Raw genomic sequence first — 15,735 nt, 5'->3', positions numbered from 1 at the left:
CTTTCCTTTTATCACTTTTGTAAATCTTAATTATTTTGTGTATTTACTTTATATTTGGGCTTTAAATTTTTAAAATGTCACACGAATTAATTTTTATGATAGGATTTCTGCTGCTAATTGGCGTAATCCTATTTATTGACCTGAAACTTATGGGCAATAAGGACGGTACCGTTTCTCTTATTCAGGCGGGTATAATGAGTGCATTTGTTATACTTCTCTCGCTTGGTTTTGCTGCTCTGCTGCGGTTTTACGGGAATGAGATACACGATATTCACAGTATATCCCACCTGCAGGAAGTTGTGACAAAATACCGACACCCGATTAAAATTGATCCTTCAGATCTTGAGAAATCATTAGAAATTTACAATCGTAATCTCAGCTTGGAATTCCTTACCGGTTATATAGTGGAGTATGCGCTCTCAGTGGATAATATTTTTGTTATGGTGATGCTTTTCAGCTCTTTTGGAGTTGCCAGGGAGAATTATCACAAGGTGTTGGTGTGGGGCATTCTTGGGGCGATCGTAATGCGTTTGGCTTTCATTTTCGCTGGTGCAGCACTCATCGAGAAATTCAGCTGGATAATGTATGTCTTCGGCATCTTTCTGGTTCTTACGGGTATTAAGATGTTCTTTAACAGGAACAGGGAAGAAAATGTTGACATTAAAAAAAATCCTGTCGTTAGGTTTGCCTACAAGCATCTCCGAATGCACGATGGATATGTCGGGGACAGATTTTTTGTCAGGATTAATGGCGTACTCAAAATAACCCCCCTGTTCCTGGTGCTTCTGGTGATAGAATCTACCGATCTTCTATTCGCTGTAGACAGTATTCCGGCAATCTTTTCAGTGACGAAGGATCCTTACATCGTATTTTTCTCGAACATATTCGCCATCATAGGCCTCCGGTCAATGTTCTTTCTTCTGGCAGGAGTTATTAACAAATTCCGCTACCTTCAGGTGGGTCTTGCAGCTCTTCTTGTCTTCATCGGTGCGAAAATGCTTCTCCACGACTATCTAAAAGATTTTGGCTTTACAACCGCTCATTCGCTCTTCATAATCGTAGGGATACTGGCAGCGAGCATCATTGCATCGTTGGTAATACCAGAGAAAAAAGCTTAAAGTAAAGGACGGCGCCAATCTGGTTTTTCTAAATTTACTTTTGTAAAATCCAATTATTTACATTTGTAAATGCAGATATAAATTACTTTGGTTACTTTTGTAAACAAAAAAATGAATATCAACCAAAGGATTGAAAAAATAATGCAATATTCTGAGCTCTCTGCTACGGAATTTGCTGAAGCGGTGGATGTGCAGCGTTCTTCTATCTCCCATATTACCTCTGGCAGAAATAAACCCTCGCTAGAATTTATTACCAAAATAAAGACGAGGTTCCCTGAAATAGAATGGGATTGGCTTATCAATGGCGAGGGCGATATGCTGAAGAAATCTGAAGAAGATAAGTCTCAAAAACCTGCTTCCCTGCCCGACTTGTTTTCTCTAATTGAAGATGATAACTTCGGGAAGGAATCTACTGGGGATGCCCCCACAACGAGTCCCCTCACCGAGACAGCTTCATACAAACGAACTCCGGAAGCGGGTCGGGCTAATGCACATATGCTATCAAGCGTCTCTGCGGAAAGTACACCTCACCACCCCGGCGGAGACGCGGATATTATTAAGATTGTCTGGTTTTATTCAAATGGGGAGTTCAAAAGTTTTGAGCCTCAGCGATTTTAGCAGAAAGCAAGGCTGTAAGCTTTAAGCGGATGCTGAAAAGTATTCAATAAAATTTGGTTGTTATGAGTAAATGTTTTAATTTTGCCGCCTGTTAATCAACCTCTGACGAGAGCCGTGTAAGTTGCTTAGCGTTAAATTTATTTTATTCAAAATCATGGATTTAGTGAGGTATGTACAGGACAAGTACATCACAAAGAAAGAGTTTCCTGAATTCAAAGCCGGCGATACTATCACGGTGTACTACGAAATTAAGGAAGGGCAGAAAACGAGAACGCAGTTCTTTAAGGGGACTGTGATTCAGCTTCGCGGAACAGGTCTTACGAAGACTTTTACCATCCGGAAAATGAGCGGTGAAGTGGGCGTGGAAAGGGTATTCCCTATCAATATGCCGGCGCTACAGAAAATTGAGGTAGATAGAAGAGGTAAAGTTCGCAGAGCGAGAATCTTTTACTTCCGTAATCTCCGCGGTAAGAAAGCGAGAATTAAAGACGCTCCGTTTAAGAAGTAAACATCACTTAATAAATCCACATTCCACGCTTCGGCGTGGTTTTTTTGCAAAAAAAACCGCCTCTTTCGAAGCGGTTTTATGTTTTTGGGAAAGGTTTACTGCCCCTCTTCCATTCTTCTTTTTAGTTCTGCCAGAGCATCTATGTCTCCAAGCGTCGCTCTTTCGTCGCCGGTAGATACCACGGCCGCAGCGTTATTCGATTGGCTTTGGTTTTTACTGCCGCCTCCGGAGTTTCCTCTGCGGTCATCCTCACGGAATGTTCCTGTGTGAGAGACCACCACACGCTTAAAGTCTTTGTTGAATTCAATTACTTTAAACTCAGCCTCCTCACCTTTCTTAATCTTCGTGCCGTCCTCTTTCTCCAGCAATCTTGCCGGGCAGAATGCTTCAACCTCAGCATCCTCAAACTGCACCTGTGCACCTTTGTCGAACACATCGCTCGCTTTTCCGGTATGCACCGTGCCTTCGGCATATTTCTGCTCGAATTTATCCCAAGGGTTTTCCTGAAGCTGTTTATGACCGAGCGACAATCTTCTTGCTGCTGTGTCAAGCTCAAGAACTACTACATCCAGTTTATCGCCCACATTGCAGAATTCGGATGGATGCTTGATTTTCTTCGTCCATGAAAGGTCCGAGATGTAAATCAAACCATCGATGCCTTCCTCAAGCTCCACAAATACACCGAAGTTCGTGAAGTTCCGCACCGTACCTGTATGCTTGCTTCCCACAGGATATTTCTGCTCGATGTTTTCCCAAGGATCGCTGCTCAGCTGCTTCATACCAAGGGAAATCTTGCGCTCCTCTCTGTCGATAGAAAGCACCACGGCTTCCACTTCATCGCCCACCTTCACGAAATCTCCTGCACTTCTCAAATGCGTTGACCAGGACATTTCCGATACATGGATAAGGCCTTCCACACCAGGTGCTACCTCTACGAAAGCGCCGTAATCTGCTACCACTACCACTTTGCCTTTCACCTTATCGCCTTCCTTCAGCTCTTCGGAAAGTTTTTCCCAAGGGTGCGGTTCAAGCTGCTTCATACCCAGCTGGATGCGCGTTTTCTCGTCGTCGAAATCTAGGATTACCACCTTCACAGTTTGGCCGTCCTCCAGAATTTCGGAAGGGTGGTTCACTCTGCTCCAAGACAAATCCGTGATGTGAATCAAACCATCCACACCGCCAAGGTCGATGAACACACCGTAAGAAGTGATGTTTTTCACCGTGCCTTCCAAAACCTGACCTTTCTCCAGCTGAGCGATGATTTCTCTCTTCTGATCTTCGATATCCGCTTCGATGAGCGCTTTGTGAGACACTACCACATTCTTGAATTCCGGGTTGATTTTCACCACCTTGAATTCCATCGTCTTGCCCACATACTGGTCGTAATCTTTAATAGGCTTCACATCGATTTGAGAACCAGGCAGGAAGGCTTCGATTCCGAAGATATCCACAATCATACCGCCCTTCGTACGGGATTTTACGAAGCCGTTCACCACCTCACCGGTTTCGTTCAGCTCGTTTACTTTATCCCAGGCCCTCAGCGTTCTCGCTTTCTTGTGCGAGAGCTGCAGCTGCCCGTTTTTGTCCTCCCTTCTGTCCACCATCACTTCCACTTCGTCGCCTACTTTTAGGTCATTGTTGTAGCGGAATTCGTTTAGGGAAATCACTCCTTCAGATTTGAAGTTGATGTCCACAATCGCTTCTTTGTCCGTGATTCTCACCACTTTGCCAACAAGCACATCATTGTCCTCCAAATCGTTCAGGGAGTCGTTGTAGATTTCCTGAAGGTCCGTCTTTTCCTTTCTTGCATCGGCATCCAGGCCGCTTTCGAAGGAATCCCAGTCAAACTCCTCAGGTGAAACATTTTGGTTCATCAGAACCTCGTCTTGTAATTCAGACATAAAATAAATTTTGTATTCCCTCCTTTTCGGCGGTCTGCCTTGGCGAACCGAAAACTCAGGAAGTTGTTAATAGTGAATAACTTACACTTTCCCAGACCCTTCGCAAAAAGTTTTGCAAAGATAGAGATAATTTGTGAATGAGCGATGAGTGATAATAGGTATTTACTTTGACTTGTACATTGAAGTTAAATTTTTATCTTCGCCTGAAAACTAAATAGTTATGAAATCCAAACTGGCTCGCACGATGTACCGGAGGCAGAGTTTTGCGCTGGTAATTTTGGCTTTGCTGGTGCTTGGGTTTCAGCTGGGATTTTCGTATTACAAAAAGAAAAATCCACCGAAGGAAATTGAGGTGGAATTCCTTTCGGAGCAGCTTAACCCGGAATTTCTCGCGGAATTTGACCCGAATGATTTATCGGCGGAGGATTGGCAGAAACTTGGCTTCAGCAAGGGCCAGGCCAAGACGATTCTGAACTATAAGAATGTTGTTGGCGGCAGTTTCAAATCGAAGCAGCAGTTTAAAAAATGCTACGCCATTTCAGCTGAGATGTATGTGCAGCTTGAGCCTTACATCCTGCTGCCTGAAAGCGGTTTTGTCGGTTATCAAAAACGAGAAATTAAAATTCCGGGCAGGTTTAATCCGGATCATTATTCGCAGAAAGACTGGGAAAAACTCGGTTTTTCCGAAAGGCAGTCTGCCGCGATCTTGAAGTACAAAAATTACTTGGGCGGAAGTTTCGTGAGCAAGGAAAAGTTTAAGGAGTGCTTCATTATTTCGCAGGAAAATTACACCAAACTTGCGCCGTATCTCATATTGCCAGAAAAAACGCCTGCCAGCTATTCTCGATTTGCAGGGCGGGAAAAACGAGAGCTGAAAATTCCGGGCAAGTTTAACCCTGATGATTTTTCACAGCAAGATTGGGAAAAAATGGGTTTTTCGGAAAAACAGTCTGCCGCAATTTTGAAGTACAAAAATTACTTGGGCGGAAGTTTCGTGAGCAAGGAAAAATTTAGGGAATGCTTCATTATTTCCGATGAAAATTATGCTAAACTTGCGCCGTATTTGATTTTGCCAGAGAAAACGCCGGAAGATTATTCGCGCTTTCCAAGAAGGGAGAAACCGAAGGTGGAGCTTGCGCCGTTTGACCCGAATCTTCTGGATTTTGACGGATGGAAAGCGCTGGGTTTCAGCGAGAAACAGGCCCAGGTTATCGTGAATTACCGTGACAGAAATTTGCGCGGGAGCTTCCGAAGTTTGGAAGACATCAGGAATTGCTTCGTGATAAATGAGGACAAATATTGGGAGCTCAAGCCGTTCATCAGGCTGAATCCTGAGAATTTTTCAGGCACAGCACCACGAAATACACAGCAGCATTCTGCGCAATTTGCACCAAAACCTGCAGCGCCGAAAAGCGCTCCGAAACCTGCAGCACCGGAAAGCCCTGGCCCTACGGATTTCGCAAAAGTGGATTTGAACCAAATAACCTTCAAACAATTGCGTGAGTTTGGCTTTTCCGAGAAAGATGCGGCAATGCTTTTAAGTTTCCGCAAAAAACTTGGCGGTTTTGTGAACACTCAGCAAGTTGTGGATACTTATGAAATCGACAAAGAGTTGGCGACAAAATTGGTAAATTCCACTCAACTCAATACTACAAGCGTTCAAAAATACAGCCTTGTGGATGCGCCGGAAGATTGGCTGAAAACGCATCCGTACTTCAAAAATTCGGCGGATAAAATAATTTTCTACCGGCTAAGCCACCCGGACGAAAAGAAAATTTGGAAATTCCTGCAGCTGAAGCCAGAATACGAAGCAAGGATGCGGCTTTACACCAAATAAATCAGCTCAATCCCGTGATGTTGCCGTCTTTATCGATGTCCATCCCTTCGGAAGCCGGCACGCTTGGAAGCCCTGGCATCCGCATCATATCGCCAAGAATCGGGATGATGAAACCTGCACCGGCAGCAAATTCAAACTCACGGACTGTGATTTTAAAGCCGATTGGCCTGCCGATTTTCTTCTCATCGTCCGACAGTGATTTCTGAGTTTTCGCCATACAAATCGGCAATTTGTCGAAGCCTAAATTGTTGATGGTTTTCAGTTGAGATTTCGCCTTCTGAGAAAAATTCACGCCATCAGCACCGTAGATTTCCCGGGCAATGATGCCGATTTTCGTTTCAATTGTATCATTCACATCGTACAGCGGCTGGAAATTATTTTCGCCACTTTCCGCAGATTCCGCCACAGCAGCCGCCAGCTCACGCATTCCTTCTCCACCTTTCGTAAATTCATCGGCAAGAATCGCCTTCACGCCCAATTCATCGCATTTTTTTTGGATAAAATCAATCTCATCCTGAGCATCCGTCGCAAAATGGTTGATGGCGATGATTGGTTTCAGCCCCAGCTTCAGCGCATTTTCGATATGTTTGTCAAGATTTTCAAAGCCTTTTTCCACGGCCTGCAAATTCGGTTTTTCGTATTCGCCTTTTTTCGCGCCGCCGTGATAGCGCAGCGCACGAACTGTGGCAACAATCACGAAAGCATCGGGTTTCAGCCCGGCATAATGGCACTTGATGTGCAGGAATTTTTCCGCGCCCAAATCTGCACCGAAACCAGCTTCCGTTACCACAAAATCTGCAAGGGAGAGCCCGGTTTTTGTCGCGATAATCGTGTTCGTTCCCTGAGCAATGTTGGCAAATGGCCCGCCGTGAAGAATCGCTGGATTGCTTTCCAGAGTCTGCACCAGGTTCGGTTTAATGGCGTCTTTCAGCAGGATTGCCATTGCACCCTGCGCTTTCAAATCTCTTGCAAAAACAGGTTTTTTATCGAAAGTGTACCCGATGAAAATATTGCCGAGCCGCGTTTTTAGGTCTTCAAAATCTTTGGAAAGGCAGAGGATCGCCATCACTTCGCTGGCCGGCGTTATGTTGAAACCTTCTTCGCGCACGATGCCATCGGAAAGTCCGCCAAGTCCCACCACAATTTTGCGCAGGGAACGGTCATTCATATCCATCACCCTTTTCCATACAATGGTTCTCGGATCGATGTTCAGCGAATGTTCTTTGTTCTGTAAGTTATTGTCAATCAGCGCAGAAAGCAGGTTGTTCGCCTTCTCAATAGCCGCAAAATCGCCCGTAAAATGCAGGTTGATATCCACCATCGGAATAACCTGTGCATAGCCACCACCTGCTGCACCGCCTTTGATGCCGAAAACTGGGCCAAGGCTTGGCTCGCGCAAAACGGCGATTGCCTTTTTCCCGATTTTGTTCAATCCGTCGCAAAGCCCCACAGATACGGTGGTTTTGCCCTCGCCTGCAGGCGTAGGATTGATGGCGGAAACCAGTATCAGCTTGGAATTCCGGATTTTCGCTTCGTCGATATATTTCAGCGGGATTTTCGCTTTGTGCTTGCCGTAGTATTCAAGGTCGTCATTATCGATATTTATTTTTGCGGCAATTTCTTTAATATGCTGAATGTCAGCACTTTGCGCAATTTCTAAATCCGTAGGGAAACTCATATCTGTCAATTTTTCTTTAGGTAAATTTACGAAAATCCGGCGTGAATTTCTCCGATATTAGATGATAAATCTTCGATTTTCATCGCATTTTCCACATTAAAATCGCCGATTTTCGTGCGGCGAAGCTTGGTTAAATATGCGCCGACTTGCAATTTCTGACCAATATCGTGCGCAAGACTTCGAATGTAAGTGCCTTTTGAGCAGCCCACCGTAAAGCGTACGATCGGCATTTCGATTTCGATATTTTCGATGTAATGGATGGTGGTTTTGCGCTTTTTCATTTCCACGGTTTCGCCAGAACGCGCAATGTTGTAGGCTCTTTCACCATCTATTTTTATGGCGGAAAATATGGGCGGTGCCTGCTCGATTTCGCCGATGAAAGTTTGGATGGCTTCGGTGATTTTTTCGTGGGAAAGATGGGAAATATCGGTGTGGAGGATTTCCGGTTTTTCCGTGTCGAAGGATTCGGTTTGCGCGCCGAGTTTTATTTCGGCGATGTATTCTTTGGGTGCGTCCTGAATTTCCGGGATTTTCTTGGTGAATTTCCCGGTGCAGATGATGAGCAGGCCTGTAGCCTTCGGATCGAGCGTGCCAGCATGCCCGATTTTGAATTTTTTCGGCAGGTCGAATTTCTGGCGAAGGAGATATTTGAGCTTGTTGACAGCTTGAAAACTCGTCCAATCCAAAGGCTTGTCAATCAGGAAGATATGCCCGTCGAGAAGTTGCTGGGCGGTCATTGCAAGAAGTTATCCAAATCTGCTAAAAAATCAGTAGCGTTGAGAACCGGAATTTCTGCTTTGCGGAAATCCTTTTCATTTTTTGTAATGATGACATCGCAACCTGAAGCCAAGGCGCTGAATACTGAAGCGCGTCTTCAAAATCGGAAAAATCCGAGTTTATAGCCTTGTTAACAACCTCATCATTTATTTCTGAAACGCACGAAAACTGCTTGAATAATTTAATTTTTTGCAGAGCAGTTTCTTTGCCCAAGGTTTTTGTAAGAAGGTAAAATGTAGTGGCAATGCTGACGGGAGATATGAAGATTTTCCAAGCTCTATTTTCGGAAATGCTAATAATTTTGCCTATTTCCAAAGCGCCTTTTCTCTCACCGAGAAAATCCATTATGGCGTTGGTATCGAAGAAGATTTTCGAAATCATCCGTGTTTTTTTTCCTGGTAATCGTAGTACATTTCTTTTAATTCTTCGTCTGAAAGATTGCCAGGAATCGATTTCCCTGAAAGTATTTTCTGGACTTGCGGAGATAATGGAATTTCCGAAACATCTTCCGAATCCAAATTGGTAAGGTAGTTTTCTACGAGCTTGGAAAGGTCTGTATTATGGGCGGAGGCGTATTTCCTGGCTCTGCGAATGACGGCGGCATCCATCGTGAGTGTGAGTTCTTCGCTGTGCATCGTTTTATTTTTTCAAAGTTAAGGATTTTCAGGAATTAAAATGGCGGCGCGATTTTGCGCGAGGGATAGTAGCGGATACCCCGCAGCGTAGCCGCGGAGCGAAGCGGAGCGGCGAAGCGAGGAGTATGAGCGGATAGCCCGGTGCCGATGGCAGCGCGATTAGCGCTGGCAATCGGCACGCGCCGTAAAAATTCCACCTGAAAACTACGCCTGGAAGAAGGAGAAGTAGATGATGAGCACGAGGCCTACTACGATGCGGTACCAGCCCCACGGCTTGAAACCGAAACGCGTGAGAACGCCGATGAAGAAACGGATGGCGATGACGGCGACGATGAATGCTACGGCGTTGCCGATGAGGAATAGCTTGAGGTTTTCGCCCTGCATCAGCATTTCGTAGCCTTTCTGCTCTATGCCCTGGTAATCCCATTTTTTGAGGAATACGGAGTAAACCGTGACGGCGAGCATTGTGGGTACGGCGAGGAAGAATGAGAATTCTGCAGCGGCCTTGCGGGTGAGCTTCTGCTGCATACCACCAATGATGGAGGCGGCGCTTCGGCTGGTGCCTGGCATCATTGCCATACATTGCCAGAAGCCGATGAGCACGGCGCTTTTGAAGGATATGTCTTTTTCGTCGTCGATAGTTTGGTTGGTAAAAAGCCTGTCGATGAAGAGCAGGAAAATACCACCGATGACTAGCATCACGGCGATTGGGATGGGCTTGCCGAGAATTGCATCGATATAATCATCAAAAAGATAGCCAAGAAGCAGCGCTGGAAGTACTGCTACGGCTAATTTCAGGTAGAAATTGAGGTTGCTGAAGTTGAAGAATTTTTTCCAGTAAAGCGCTACGACAGCGAGTATGGCGCCGAACTGTATGGATACCTGAAACATTTTGACAAACTCATCTTCCTGGATGCCGAAAATAGAGCTGGTGAAAATCATATGTGCCGTGGAAGATACGGGCAAATATTCCGTGAGGCCTTCCACAATGGCGATGATGAGGGCTTTTAGTAAGTCCATTTAAAATTATTTTTTGCGCTTTAGAATGGCGTAGGCCTCCACGGCGAAACCGAGAACTACGAGCAATGGTGCGATGCGAATTCTGACTATTGAAAAGATACCGTCGTTCCAGTAATTTGGGTCAAAAGTTCCATCCGGCCTTGTATTGGCGCCGCTTCCCATCATCAGCAGGAAGCCGAGAATTATCAGCGCAAGGCCGATGAGCATCCACCTGAAATTTTCTTTGCCGAAGTAGAAAGCTTCCGATTTTTCGTCAGTAAGAATTTTTTGCTGCGGCTGAATTTTCCTTTGCTTTGCCATCGAAATCAACTGTAATAAAGGTCATCCACATTGGAACGAAGGAAGCGCCAAGTTGCAACCACCGTGCTGAGAACGGTGATGATAATGCCCAAGGCTAAAATTCCCAAACCTAGCCAAATGTATTTAGGATCTTCCGTAACGAACTGCTGCCCAATCTGTTGCGTAAAATAATACCAAACGCCAACTAGGGATAAAATCGCGATGATGGAACCAATCAACCCCAAAACAACGGCTTCGGTAATGAATGGCCGCAGGATGAAGCCACGCTTTGCACCTACCAGCTGCATTGTTTTGATGATGAAGCGCTTGGCGAAGATTTTCAGGCGTATCGAATTGTTAATCAGAACGATAGCTAAAATCAGGAACAGCAGTGAGAAGCCGAGGATCCACTTGAGAATTCGGCTGAGATTGTTGTAAATTTCCACCATCATTGTGCTGTTGTTCTTCACATCCACAATGCCTGGCACCGCTGCAATCTGCGCTATCGCACTATCGATTTTCGCCGGGTCCACATATTCTGGGCGAAGCGAAACTTCCACGGAAGATGGGTAAATATTCTTGTCGAAAAGCGCATCGCTATCAATTCCCATACTGGCTTTCGCCTCTTGGGCAGCCTTTTCCCGACTGATGTAGGTCGCCTTTTTTACCGGCAACAAAATTTGGATTTGCCGGAAGGCTTCCTGCTCTTGCTTCGCAATTTTCGCCGAGTCTTTCGCGTCATAATTCTCGTTGAAAAACGCATTCACCACCAATTGCTCCTTGATGTAGTCCGAATATTTCTGCGCATTGATGAGAATCATACCCATCAAACCGAGCAGGAAGAGAACGAGCGAAATGGAAATCACGACCGTAATGTTGCTGGAACGCAGCCTATTCCTATTTAAGTCGTCCACTGTTTTAGCCATTCAAAAAATTTTTGGCTAAAATAGAAAAATCTTGCGAAATTTGCCGCTTCCACAGCCAGGCAAAAACTGAAAGCATTGAGTGTAAAAGCGAAAAAGCATCTCGGCCAGCATTTTCTCACGGATGAAAATATCGCCCGGAAAATCGTGCATTCCCTGGATTTTTGCAAGGCGGAACACATTCTGGAAGTAGGGCCTGGCATGGGCGTTCTCACGAAATACCTGCTGGAAACCGACCGCAAAATCTGGCTAGCGGAAATTGATAAGGAATCCATTGATTATCTGCAGTTTAACTATCAAAAACTGAACGCTGCTAGCTTCATCGGTGATTTTCTTCAGACGGATTTTTCCTTTGTAAATGATGAGGAAATTTCAGTAATCGGCAATTTTCCTTACAATATTTCGTCGCAGATTTTGTTTAAAATCGTGGATTTTTACCGGCAAATTCCTGAAATGGTGGGGATGTTCCAAAAGGAAGTGGCTGAAAGGGTGGCCGCAAAGCCGCGCAGCAAGGATTATGGCATACTATCGGTTATAGTGCAGGCGTACTTCAGCGTAGATTATCTTTTTACTGTGAACGAAAATGTGTTCAGTCCGCCGCCAAAGGTGAAATCCGGCGTGATAAGATTGGCGCGAAATCCGAAGGACGGTTTGCAGGGCAATGAAAATCTTTTCCGGCAGATTGTGAAAACCGGCTTCAATCAAAGGCGGAAAAAGCTTTCCAACGCGCTGAAACCGCTGAGCATCCCGGAAGAATTAAAGGCTCATCCATTCCTGGAAAAGCGCGCCGAAGAGCTTTCCGTGGAAGACTTTATCCGCTTTGCAAATGAATGGGAAATTTCCGCCGTTCGGTAATCTGCCCGATTAAATTTCCTTCGAAATGCCCAGGCCAAACAGCGCGAAATCGTATTTTGCAGGGTCATCGGCGTTCATTTTGCGTATGGCCATATCCAGCTCCTCCACAGTTTTCCAGTCGTTTTGTTTTCGGGAAACCAGTCCTAATTTTCGGGAAATATTTCCGGTGTGAACATCCAGCGGAATCGATAAGTTTTTCGGTGAAAGCTCTTGCCAGATACCGAAATCCACCCCTTTTTTATCCTGGCGAACCATCCATCGCAAAAACATCATCATCCGCTTTGCCGAAGAATTTTTGTAAGTGGAGCTGATGTGCTTCCTGCTTCTATGCTGCTGATTTTCAGCGAAAAACGCATTGCGGAATCTTTCGAGCGAATGGTAAAAATTAGCCTCACTTTCTTCCAGGATAAACAGGTTTTCAAGCGAAGAATTTTCACGGTAAAGCCGCTGCAGATTTTTTAGGAATTCCGCAAAATCTTCACCGTTAAAAGTTCTGTGAATACTCTGGTTTTCAATGGATTGCAAATCTTTTGGCTTAAAATTCAGCACGAAATCATACGGCGAATTGTCCATAAAATTCAGCATTTTTTCCGCTGATTTCAAAATCGATTTTCGGTTTCCCCAGGAAATTGTGGCCGCTAAAAAACCTGCAATTTCGATGTCCTGTTTCTGCGAAAAACGGTGCGGAATGCTGATCGGGTCGTTTTCTATAAAATCAGGAACATTGTAGAAATCCGCCTTTTCATCGAGGAAAATTTTCAGCCCATCGAAATTCATTTCGGCAAAATTTCAATGCGTTCCAAAGCCGTTGGCAGAAAGCTGTTCGGGAAAATTTCGCGGGCTTCATCGGTGAAAACGCTTCTATCGGGATATCGGTTCGAAAAATGCCCGAGAATCAGTTTGCCGGCATTCGCTTTCCGCGCAATTCTTGCGGCTTCCAGCGCTGTGGAATGCCCTGTAAAATCTGCCATTTCCTTGAGTTCCTGCAGAAAAGTGGCTTCGTGGTATAGCACATCCACATCCTGAATTATGGGGATGATGCTTTCAGAATAGCGGGTATCGCTGCAGAAAGCGTAGGAAACGGAGCGGTCTGGTTTTTTTGTAAGTGATTCATTTTTAAGCAGATAGCCATCGCTCAGAAGAAAATCTTTACCGTCCTTCAAATTCTGATAATCGCAGACTTGAATTTCCGGATACTTGGCAATTTCCTGCATATCCAGATGCCTTGGCTTCGGCTTTTCGCGGAAAAGGTAGCCGTTGCAATAGATGCGGTGATTGAGCGGAATCGTGAAGACTTCCACCTTTTTGTCTTCGAAAATCTTTTCGGAATTTCTGCCCTGAAGTTCGTGGTAAACCACCTCAAAACCGCGCTGCGTTTCGGTGATTCGGAAGATGGTTTCCAGCATTTCCTGAATGCCTTTCGGACCGTAGATGTGCAGCGGCGTTTCCCTGCCCAGAAGCCTGAAGCTTGCAATTAAACCTGGCAAACCGAAGCAGTGATCGCCGTGAAGATGCGAGATGAAAATGTGGTTGATTTTCGAAAATTTCGCCCTTGCTTTCCGCAATTGCACCTGGGTGCCTTCGCCGCAATCGATGAGGAAGTGGCGCTCTTCCATTTCCAGCAGCTGTGCTGTGGGCGAAGAATTGACGGTGGGAATCGCAGAATTAAAACCGAGGATCGTGAGAAAGGCGCTCAAAATTTTTTGTTAAAAGGCTGTAAATTTACGAAACAAAGTTTTGATTTTTGTCATTATATTTGCATAAATGCTTGGCGATGGATGCAGCAACAAGTTTAAAACTTTTCCAACTTACTCAGGAATTTATTCCGGATGCTGAGAAAGCGCGGGAATTTGTTTCGAGAATTGAGCAGACCGTTGACCAGAAGTTCGACGAAAAATCTAACATTCTTGTGACAAAAAATGACCTTCATTCTGAGATGACCCAGCTGAGAAAGGAAATGGCGGACAACAAGAATGATACGCTGAAATTTATTGTGATGGTAGGTTTGGGGCAAGTTATCACCATTATCGGTGCGATTTTAGCGATAATTAATTTTATTCGCTAAATCCCTGATTTCTCAACTTCCAAATTTCTCAATCAACTTATCAAACGCCCTTTTTCTGTGGCTGATGGCGTTTTTTTCTTCGGGCTGCATTTCGGCAAAAGTCCTGTCACAGCCTTCTGGAACGAAAATCGGGTCGTAGCCAAAACCTTTATGGCCTTTGTTTTCCGTTAAAAGTTCGCCGTAAACTCTACCTTCGAAAAACTGCGCGCCGTTTTCATCAAAATAGCACAGTACCGTTATGAAATATGCATTTCGATTGGTTTTCCCCTGCATTTCTTCCAAAACTTTCGCGATATTTTTATCAAAATCGTGGTCGCCGGCATACCTTGCGGAATAGATCCCAGGCCTTCCGTCAAGCGCTTCCACCACCAATCCAGAATCATCGCCAATGCTTGGGATTCCAGTTTTCTCGAAGCAATATTTCGCCTTGATTAGGGCATTGTCTTCAAACGAATTTCCGTCTTCCACAATCTCATCGTGAAGCTCAAAATCCGAGAGGCTTTTCACCAAAAAATCATCGCCCAAAATCTGGCGGATTTCATCTTTCTTGTGTTCGTTGTGCGTGGCGATAAGGATAGATTTCATCAATCTTTTTTTCGAATTAAAAATTAGAAAACTTTAAACAAATTGTTGTCCCCTTGAATCTTCAGCAGGCAGTTTATTAAAAAAATAAAATGCGACACCAAAAATTAAACATCCTGCAAAAAATAACTTCCAGCCTTCTATGTTAAAAGCAATTTCAAAACTTTCGGAATTTGAACTGAGAATTAAAAGGCAGGAAACCAGATTGTTAAAGGCGTGCAACAAGATGGAATTCAGCAGCGAACCCGTACGCCAGTACACGAAGCCGAGGACGAAGCCGAGCAGAAACGCCCCTATCGCCTGCCAGGGATTTCCGTGAATAATGGCAAAAAGGAGCGAAGAAAATATAATTGCGGAAATTGGTTGCCAGCCTTTATTCTGCAGACCTTTTTGAATAATCCCCCGGAAAATAATTTCTTCCAATACCGGCGCGAAACCGACCGTCATCACTAGCATTGTGGGTGTGTCCATTGAGACCATCTCCATTGCGCGGGCGAAGGTGTCGTACCATTTTCCAAAAACCGGGCCGGTGACAGGCACCAGCGAGACTAGGAATTCGGAGATGAGCATCATCCCGAGCATCATCGGAAAAATGACAAGGTAAACTTCTGGTTTTGAAGGTTTTAAATTAAAATTTAATGCTTCGCCTATAGCCGGTCTGCATGAGAAAAAATCGAAGGCGAAGATAGCACCAAGGAGCCCGCTGCTGTTTAGGACGATCATGAAAAACGGCTCCGTCTGCAAATCTTTCTGAAACACGAGAAGGCAGATCCCGGCTATCAGCGCAGGAAAGAGACTTGCGGCAAACATCCCTGCAAGCATTATCAGGAACGATTTTAAATCAAAAATATATTCGGGCAGAAACGATTTTTTCAGCATCCGCTGGTGGATTTCAGGCAAATATAAAACTTTTACGGTTCAGTAAAAATCACGATTTTT

18 protein-coding genes are annotated in these 15,735 nt (G+C 44.8%); 6 read left to right on the top strand and 12 right to left on the bottom strand.

The genetic code is table 11. The features are described 5' to 3' along the window. Nucleotides 1-74 precede the first annotated feature (74 nt). From BUB43_RS06365 to rplS, 3 genes are all read left to right on the top strand, one after another. Nucleotides 75-1,118 (top strand): TerC/Alx family metal homeostasis membrane protein, encoded by a 1,044-nt coding sequence (locus tag BUB43_RS06365; RefSeq protein ID WP_073179388.1) that lies wholly within the window; start codon nucleotides 75-77, stop codon nucleotides 1,116-1,118. A 111-nt stretch (nucleotides 1,119-1,229) separates the two neighbouring features. Next, complete coding sequence (locus BUB43_RS06360; protein WP_073179552.1) at nucleotides 1,230-1,736, top strand: helix-turn-helix domain-containing protein; 507 nt, start codon at nucleotides 1,230-1,232, stop codon at nucleotides 1,734-1,736. 154 nt (nucleotides 1,737-1,890) lie between these two features. Beyond that, complete coding sequence (gene rplS / locus BUB43_RS06355) at nucleotides 1,891-2,244, top strand: 50S ribosomal protein L19 (RefSeq protein ID WP_073179386.1); 354 nt, start codon at nucleotides 1,891-1,893, stop codon at nucleotides 2,242-2,244. Nucleotides 2,245-2,339: 95 nt separating this feature from the next. Here the strand turns inward: rplS and rpsA are convergent, their stop codons facing one another. Continuing rightward, entirely contained in the window at nucleotides 2,340-4,145 is a 1,806-nt protein-coding gene (gene rpsA, locus BUB43_RS06350) for a 30S ribosomal protein S1 (protein WP_073179384.1), read from the bottom strand. Nucleotides 4,146-4,365: 220 nt separating this feature from the next. Here rpsA and BUB43_RS06345 point away from each other — a divergent pair, with 220 nt between their 5' ends. Further along, nucleotides 4,366-5,982 carry a ComEA family DNA-binding protein gene (locus BUB43_RS06345; RefSeq protein ID WP_073179382.1) on the top strand — a complete coding sequence of 539 codons (1,617 nt, stop codon included), beginning with the start codon at nucleotides 4,366-4,368 and terminating at the stop codon, nucleotides 5,980-5,982. A gap of 1 nt (nucleotide 5,983) precedes the next feature. On the opposite strand, the gene BUB43_RS06340 is transcribed toward BUB43_RS06345, so the two are convergent. From BUB43_RS06340 to BUB43_RS06310, 7 genes are all read right to left on the bottom strand, one after another. Then, entirely contained in the window at nucleotides 5,984-7,660 is a 1,677-nt protein-coding gene (locus BUB43_RS06340) for a formate--tetrahydrofolate ligase (RefSeq protein ID WP_073179380.1), read from the bottom strand. 26 nt (nucleotides 7,661-7,686) lie between these two features. Next, on the bottom strand, nucleotides 7,687-8,397 hold the full coding sequence (gene truB, locus BUB43_RS06335) for a tRNA pseudouridine(55) synthase TruB (protein ID WP_073179378.1): 711 nt from the start codon (nucleotides 8,395-8,397) through the stop codon (nucleotides 7,687-7,689). Between the two features lie 22 nt (nucleotides 8,398-8,419). After that, the gene (locus tag BUB43_RS06330) at nucleotides 8,420-8,818 is read right to left on the bottom strand and encodes a PIN domain-containing protein (RefSeq protein ID WP_083541181.1); all 399 of its coding nucleotides are present in this window, start codon (nucleotides 8,816-8,818) and stop codon (nucleotides 8,420-8,422) included. Continuing rightward, on the bottom strand, nucleotides 8,815-9,072 hold the full coding sequence (locus tag BUB43_RS06325) for a DUF6364 family protein (RefSeq protein ID WP_073179377.1): 258 nt from the start codon (nucleotides 9,070-9,072) through the stop codon (nucleotides 8,815-8,817). Before BUB43_RS06325 ends, BUB43_RS06330 begins: the two co-directional genes overlap by 4 nt. A gap of 204 nt (nucleotides 9,073-9,276) precedes the next feature. Then, entirely contained in the window at nucleotides 9,277-10,092 is an 816-nt protein-coding gene (locus BUB43_RS06320; protein WP_073179375.1) for an undecaprenyl-diphosphate phosphatase, read from the bottom strand. 6 nt (nucleotides 10,093-10,098) lie between these two features. Continuing rightward, nucleotides 10,099-10,392 carry a DUF3098 domain-containing protein gene (locus BUB43_RS06315; RefSeq protein WP_073179373.1) on the bottom strand — a complete coding sequence of 98 codons (294 nt, stop codon included), beginning with the start codon at nucleotides 10,390-10,392 and terminating at the stop codon, nucleotides 10,099-10,101. Between the two features lie 5 nt (nucleotides 10,393-10,397). Next, nucleotides 10,398-11,297, bottom strand: coding sequence for a cell division protein FtsX (locus tag BUB43_RS06310; protein WP_073179372.1), 900 nt, complete (start codon nucleotides 11,295-11,297; stop codon nucleotides 10,398-10,400). Nucleotides 11,298-11,372: 75 nt separating this feature from the next. Between BUB43_RS06310 and rsmA the strand changes: the two genes are divergently transcribed. Then, a complete protein-coding gene (gene rsmA / locus BUB43_RS06305; RefSeq protein WP_073179370.1) occupies nucleotides 11,373-12,149 on the top strand; it encodes a 16S rRNA (adenine(1518)-N(6)/adenine(1519)-N(6))-dimethyltransferase RsmA in 777 nt (258 codons plus the stop codon). A gap of 9 nt (nucleotides 12,150-12,158) precedes the next feature. On the opposite strand, the gene BUB43_RS06300 is transcribed toward rsmA, so the two are convergent. Both BUB43_RS06300 and BUB43_RS06295 read right to left on the bottom strand, forming a co-directional pair. Continuing rightward, nucleotides 12,159-12,926, bottom strand: a complete 768-nt coding sequence (locus tag BUB43_RS06300; RefSeq protein WP_073179368.1) for a TIGR02757 family protein — start codon at nucleotides 12,924-12,926, stop codon at nucleotides 12,159-12,161. After that, a complete protein-coding gene (locus BUB43_RS06295) occupies nucleotides 12,923-13,846 on the bottom strand; it encodes a ribonuclease Z (RefSeq protein WP_073179366.1) in 924 nt (307 codons plus the stop codon). The genes BUB43_RS06300 and BUB43_RS06295 overlap by 4 nt, the downstream gene beginning before the upstream one ends. 47 nt (nucleotides 13,847-13,893) lie before the next feature. Between BUB43_RS06295 and BUB43_RS06290 the strand changes: the two genes are divergently transcribed. Further along, nucleotides 13,894-14,214: a hypothetical protein gene (locus BUB43_RS06290; RefSeq protein WP_159430231.1), complete on the top strand. Its 321-nt coding sequence runs from the start codon at nucleotides 13,894-13,896 to the stop codon at nucleotides 14,212-14,214. Nucleotides 14,215-14,226: 12 nt separating this feature from the next. Here the strand turns inward: BUB43_RS06290 and rdgB are convergent, their stop codons facing one another. Together rdgB and BUB43_RS06280 are read right to left on the bottom strand one after the other, a co-directional pair. Then, nucleotides 14,227-14,802: an RdgB/HAM1 family non-canonical purine NTP pyrophosphatase gene (gene rdgB, locus BUB43_RS06285; protein ID WP_073179363.1), complete on the bottom strand. Its 576-nt coding sequence runs from the start codon at nucleotides 14,800-14,802 to the stop codon at nucleotides 14,227-14,229. A gap of 30 nt (nucleotides 14,803-14,832) precedes the next feature. Next, nucleotides 14,833-15,696, bottom strand: a complete 864-nt coding sequence (locus BUB43_RS06280) for a CPBP family intramembrane glutamic endopeptidase (protein ID WP_143154052.1) — start codon at nucleotides 15,694-15,696, stop codon at nucleotides 14,833-14,835. Nucleotides 15,697-15,735: the final 39 nt, after the last annotated feature.

Source organism: Cruoricaptor ignavus (genome assembly GCF_900141665.1).
GTDB lineage: Bacteria > Bacteroidota > Bacteroidia > Flavobacteriales > Weeksellaceae > Cruoricaptor > Cruoricaptor ignavus.
This window is presented reverse-complemented; position numbering and strand designations above follow the sequence as displayed.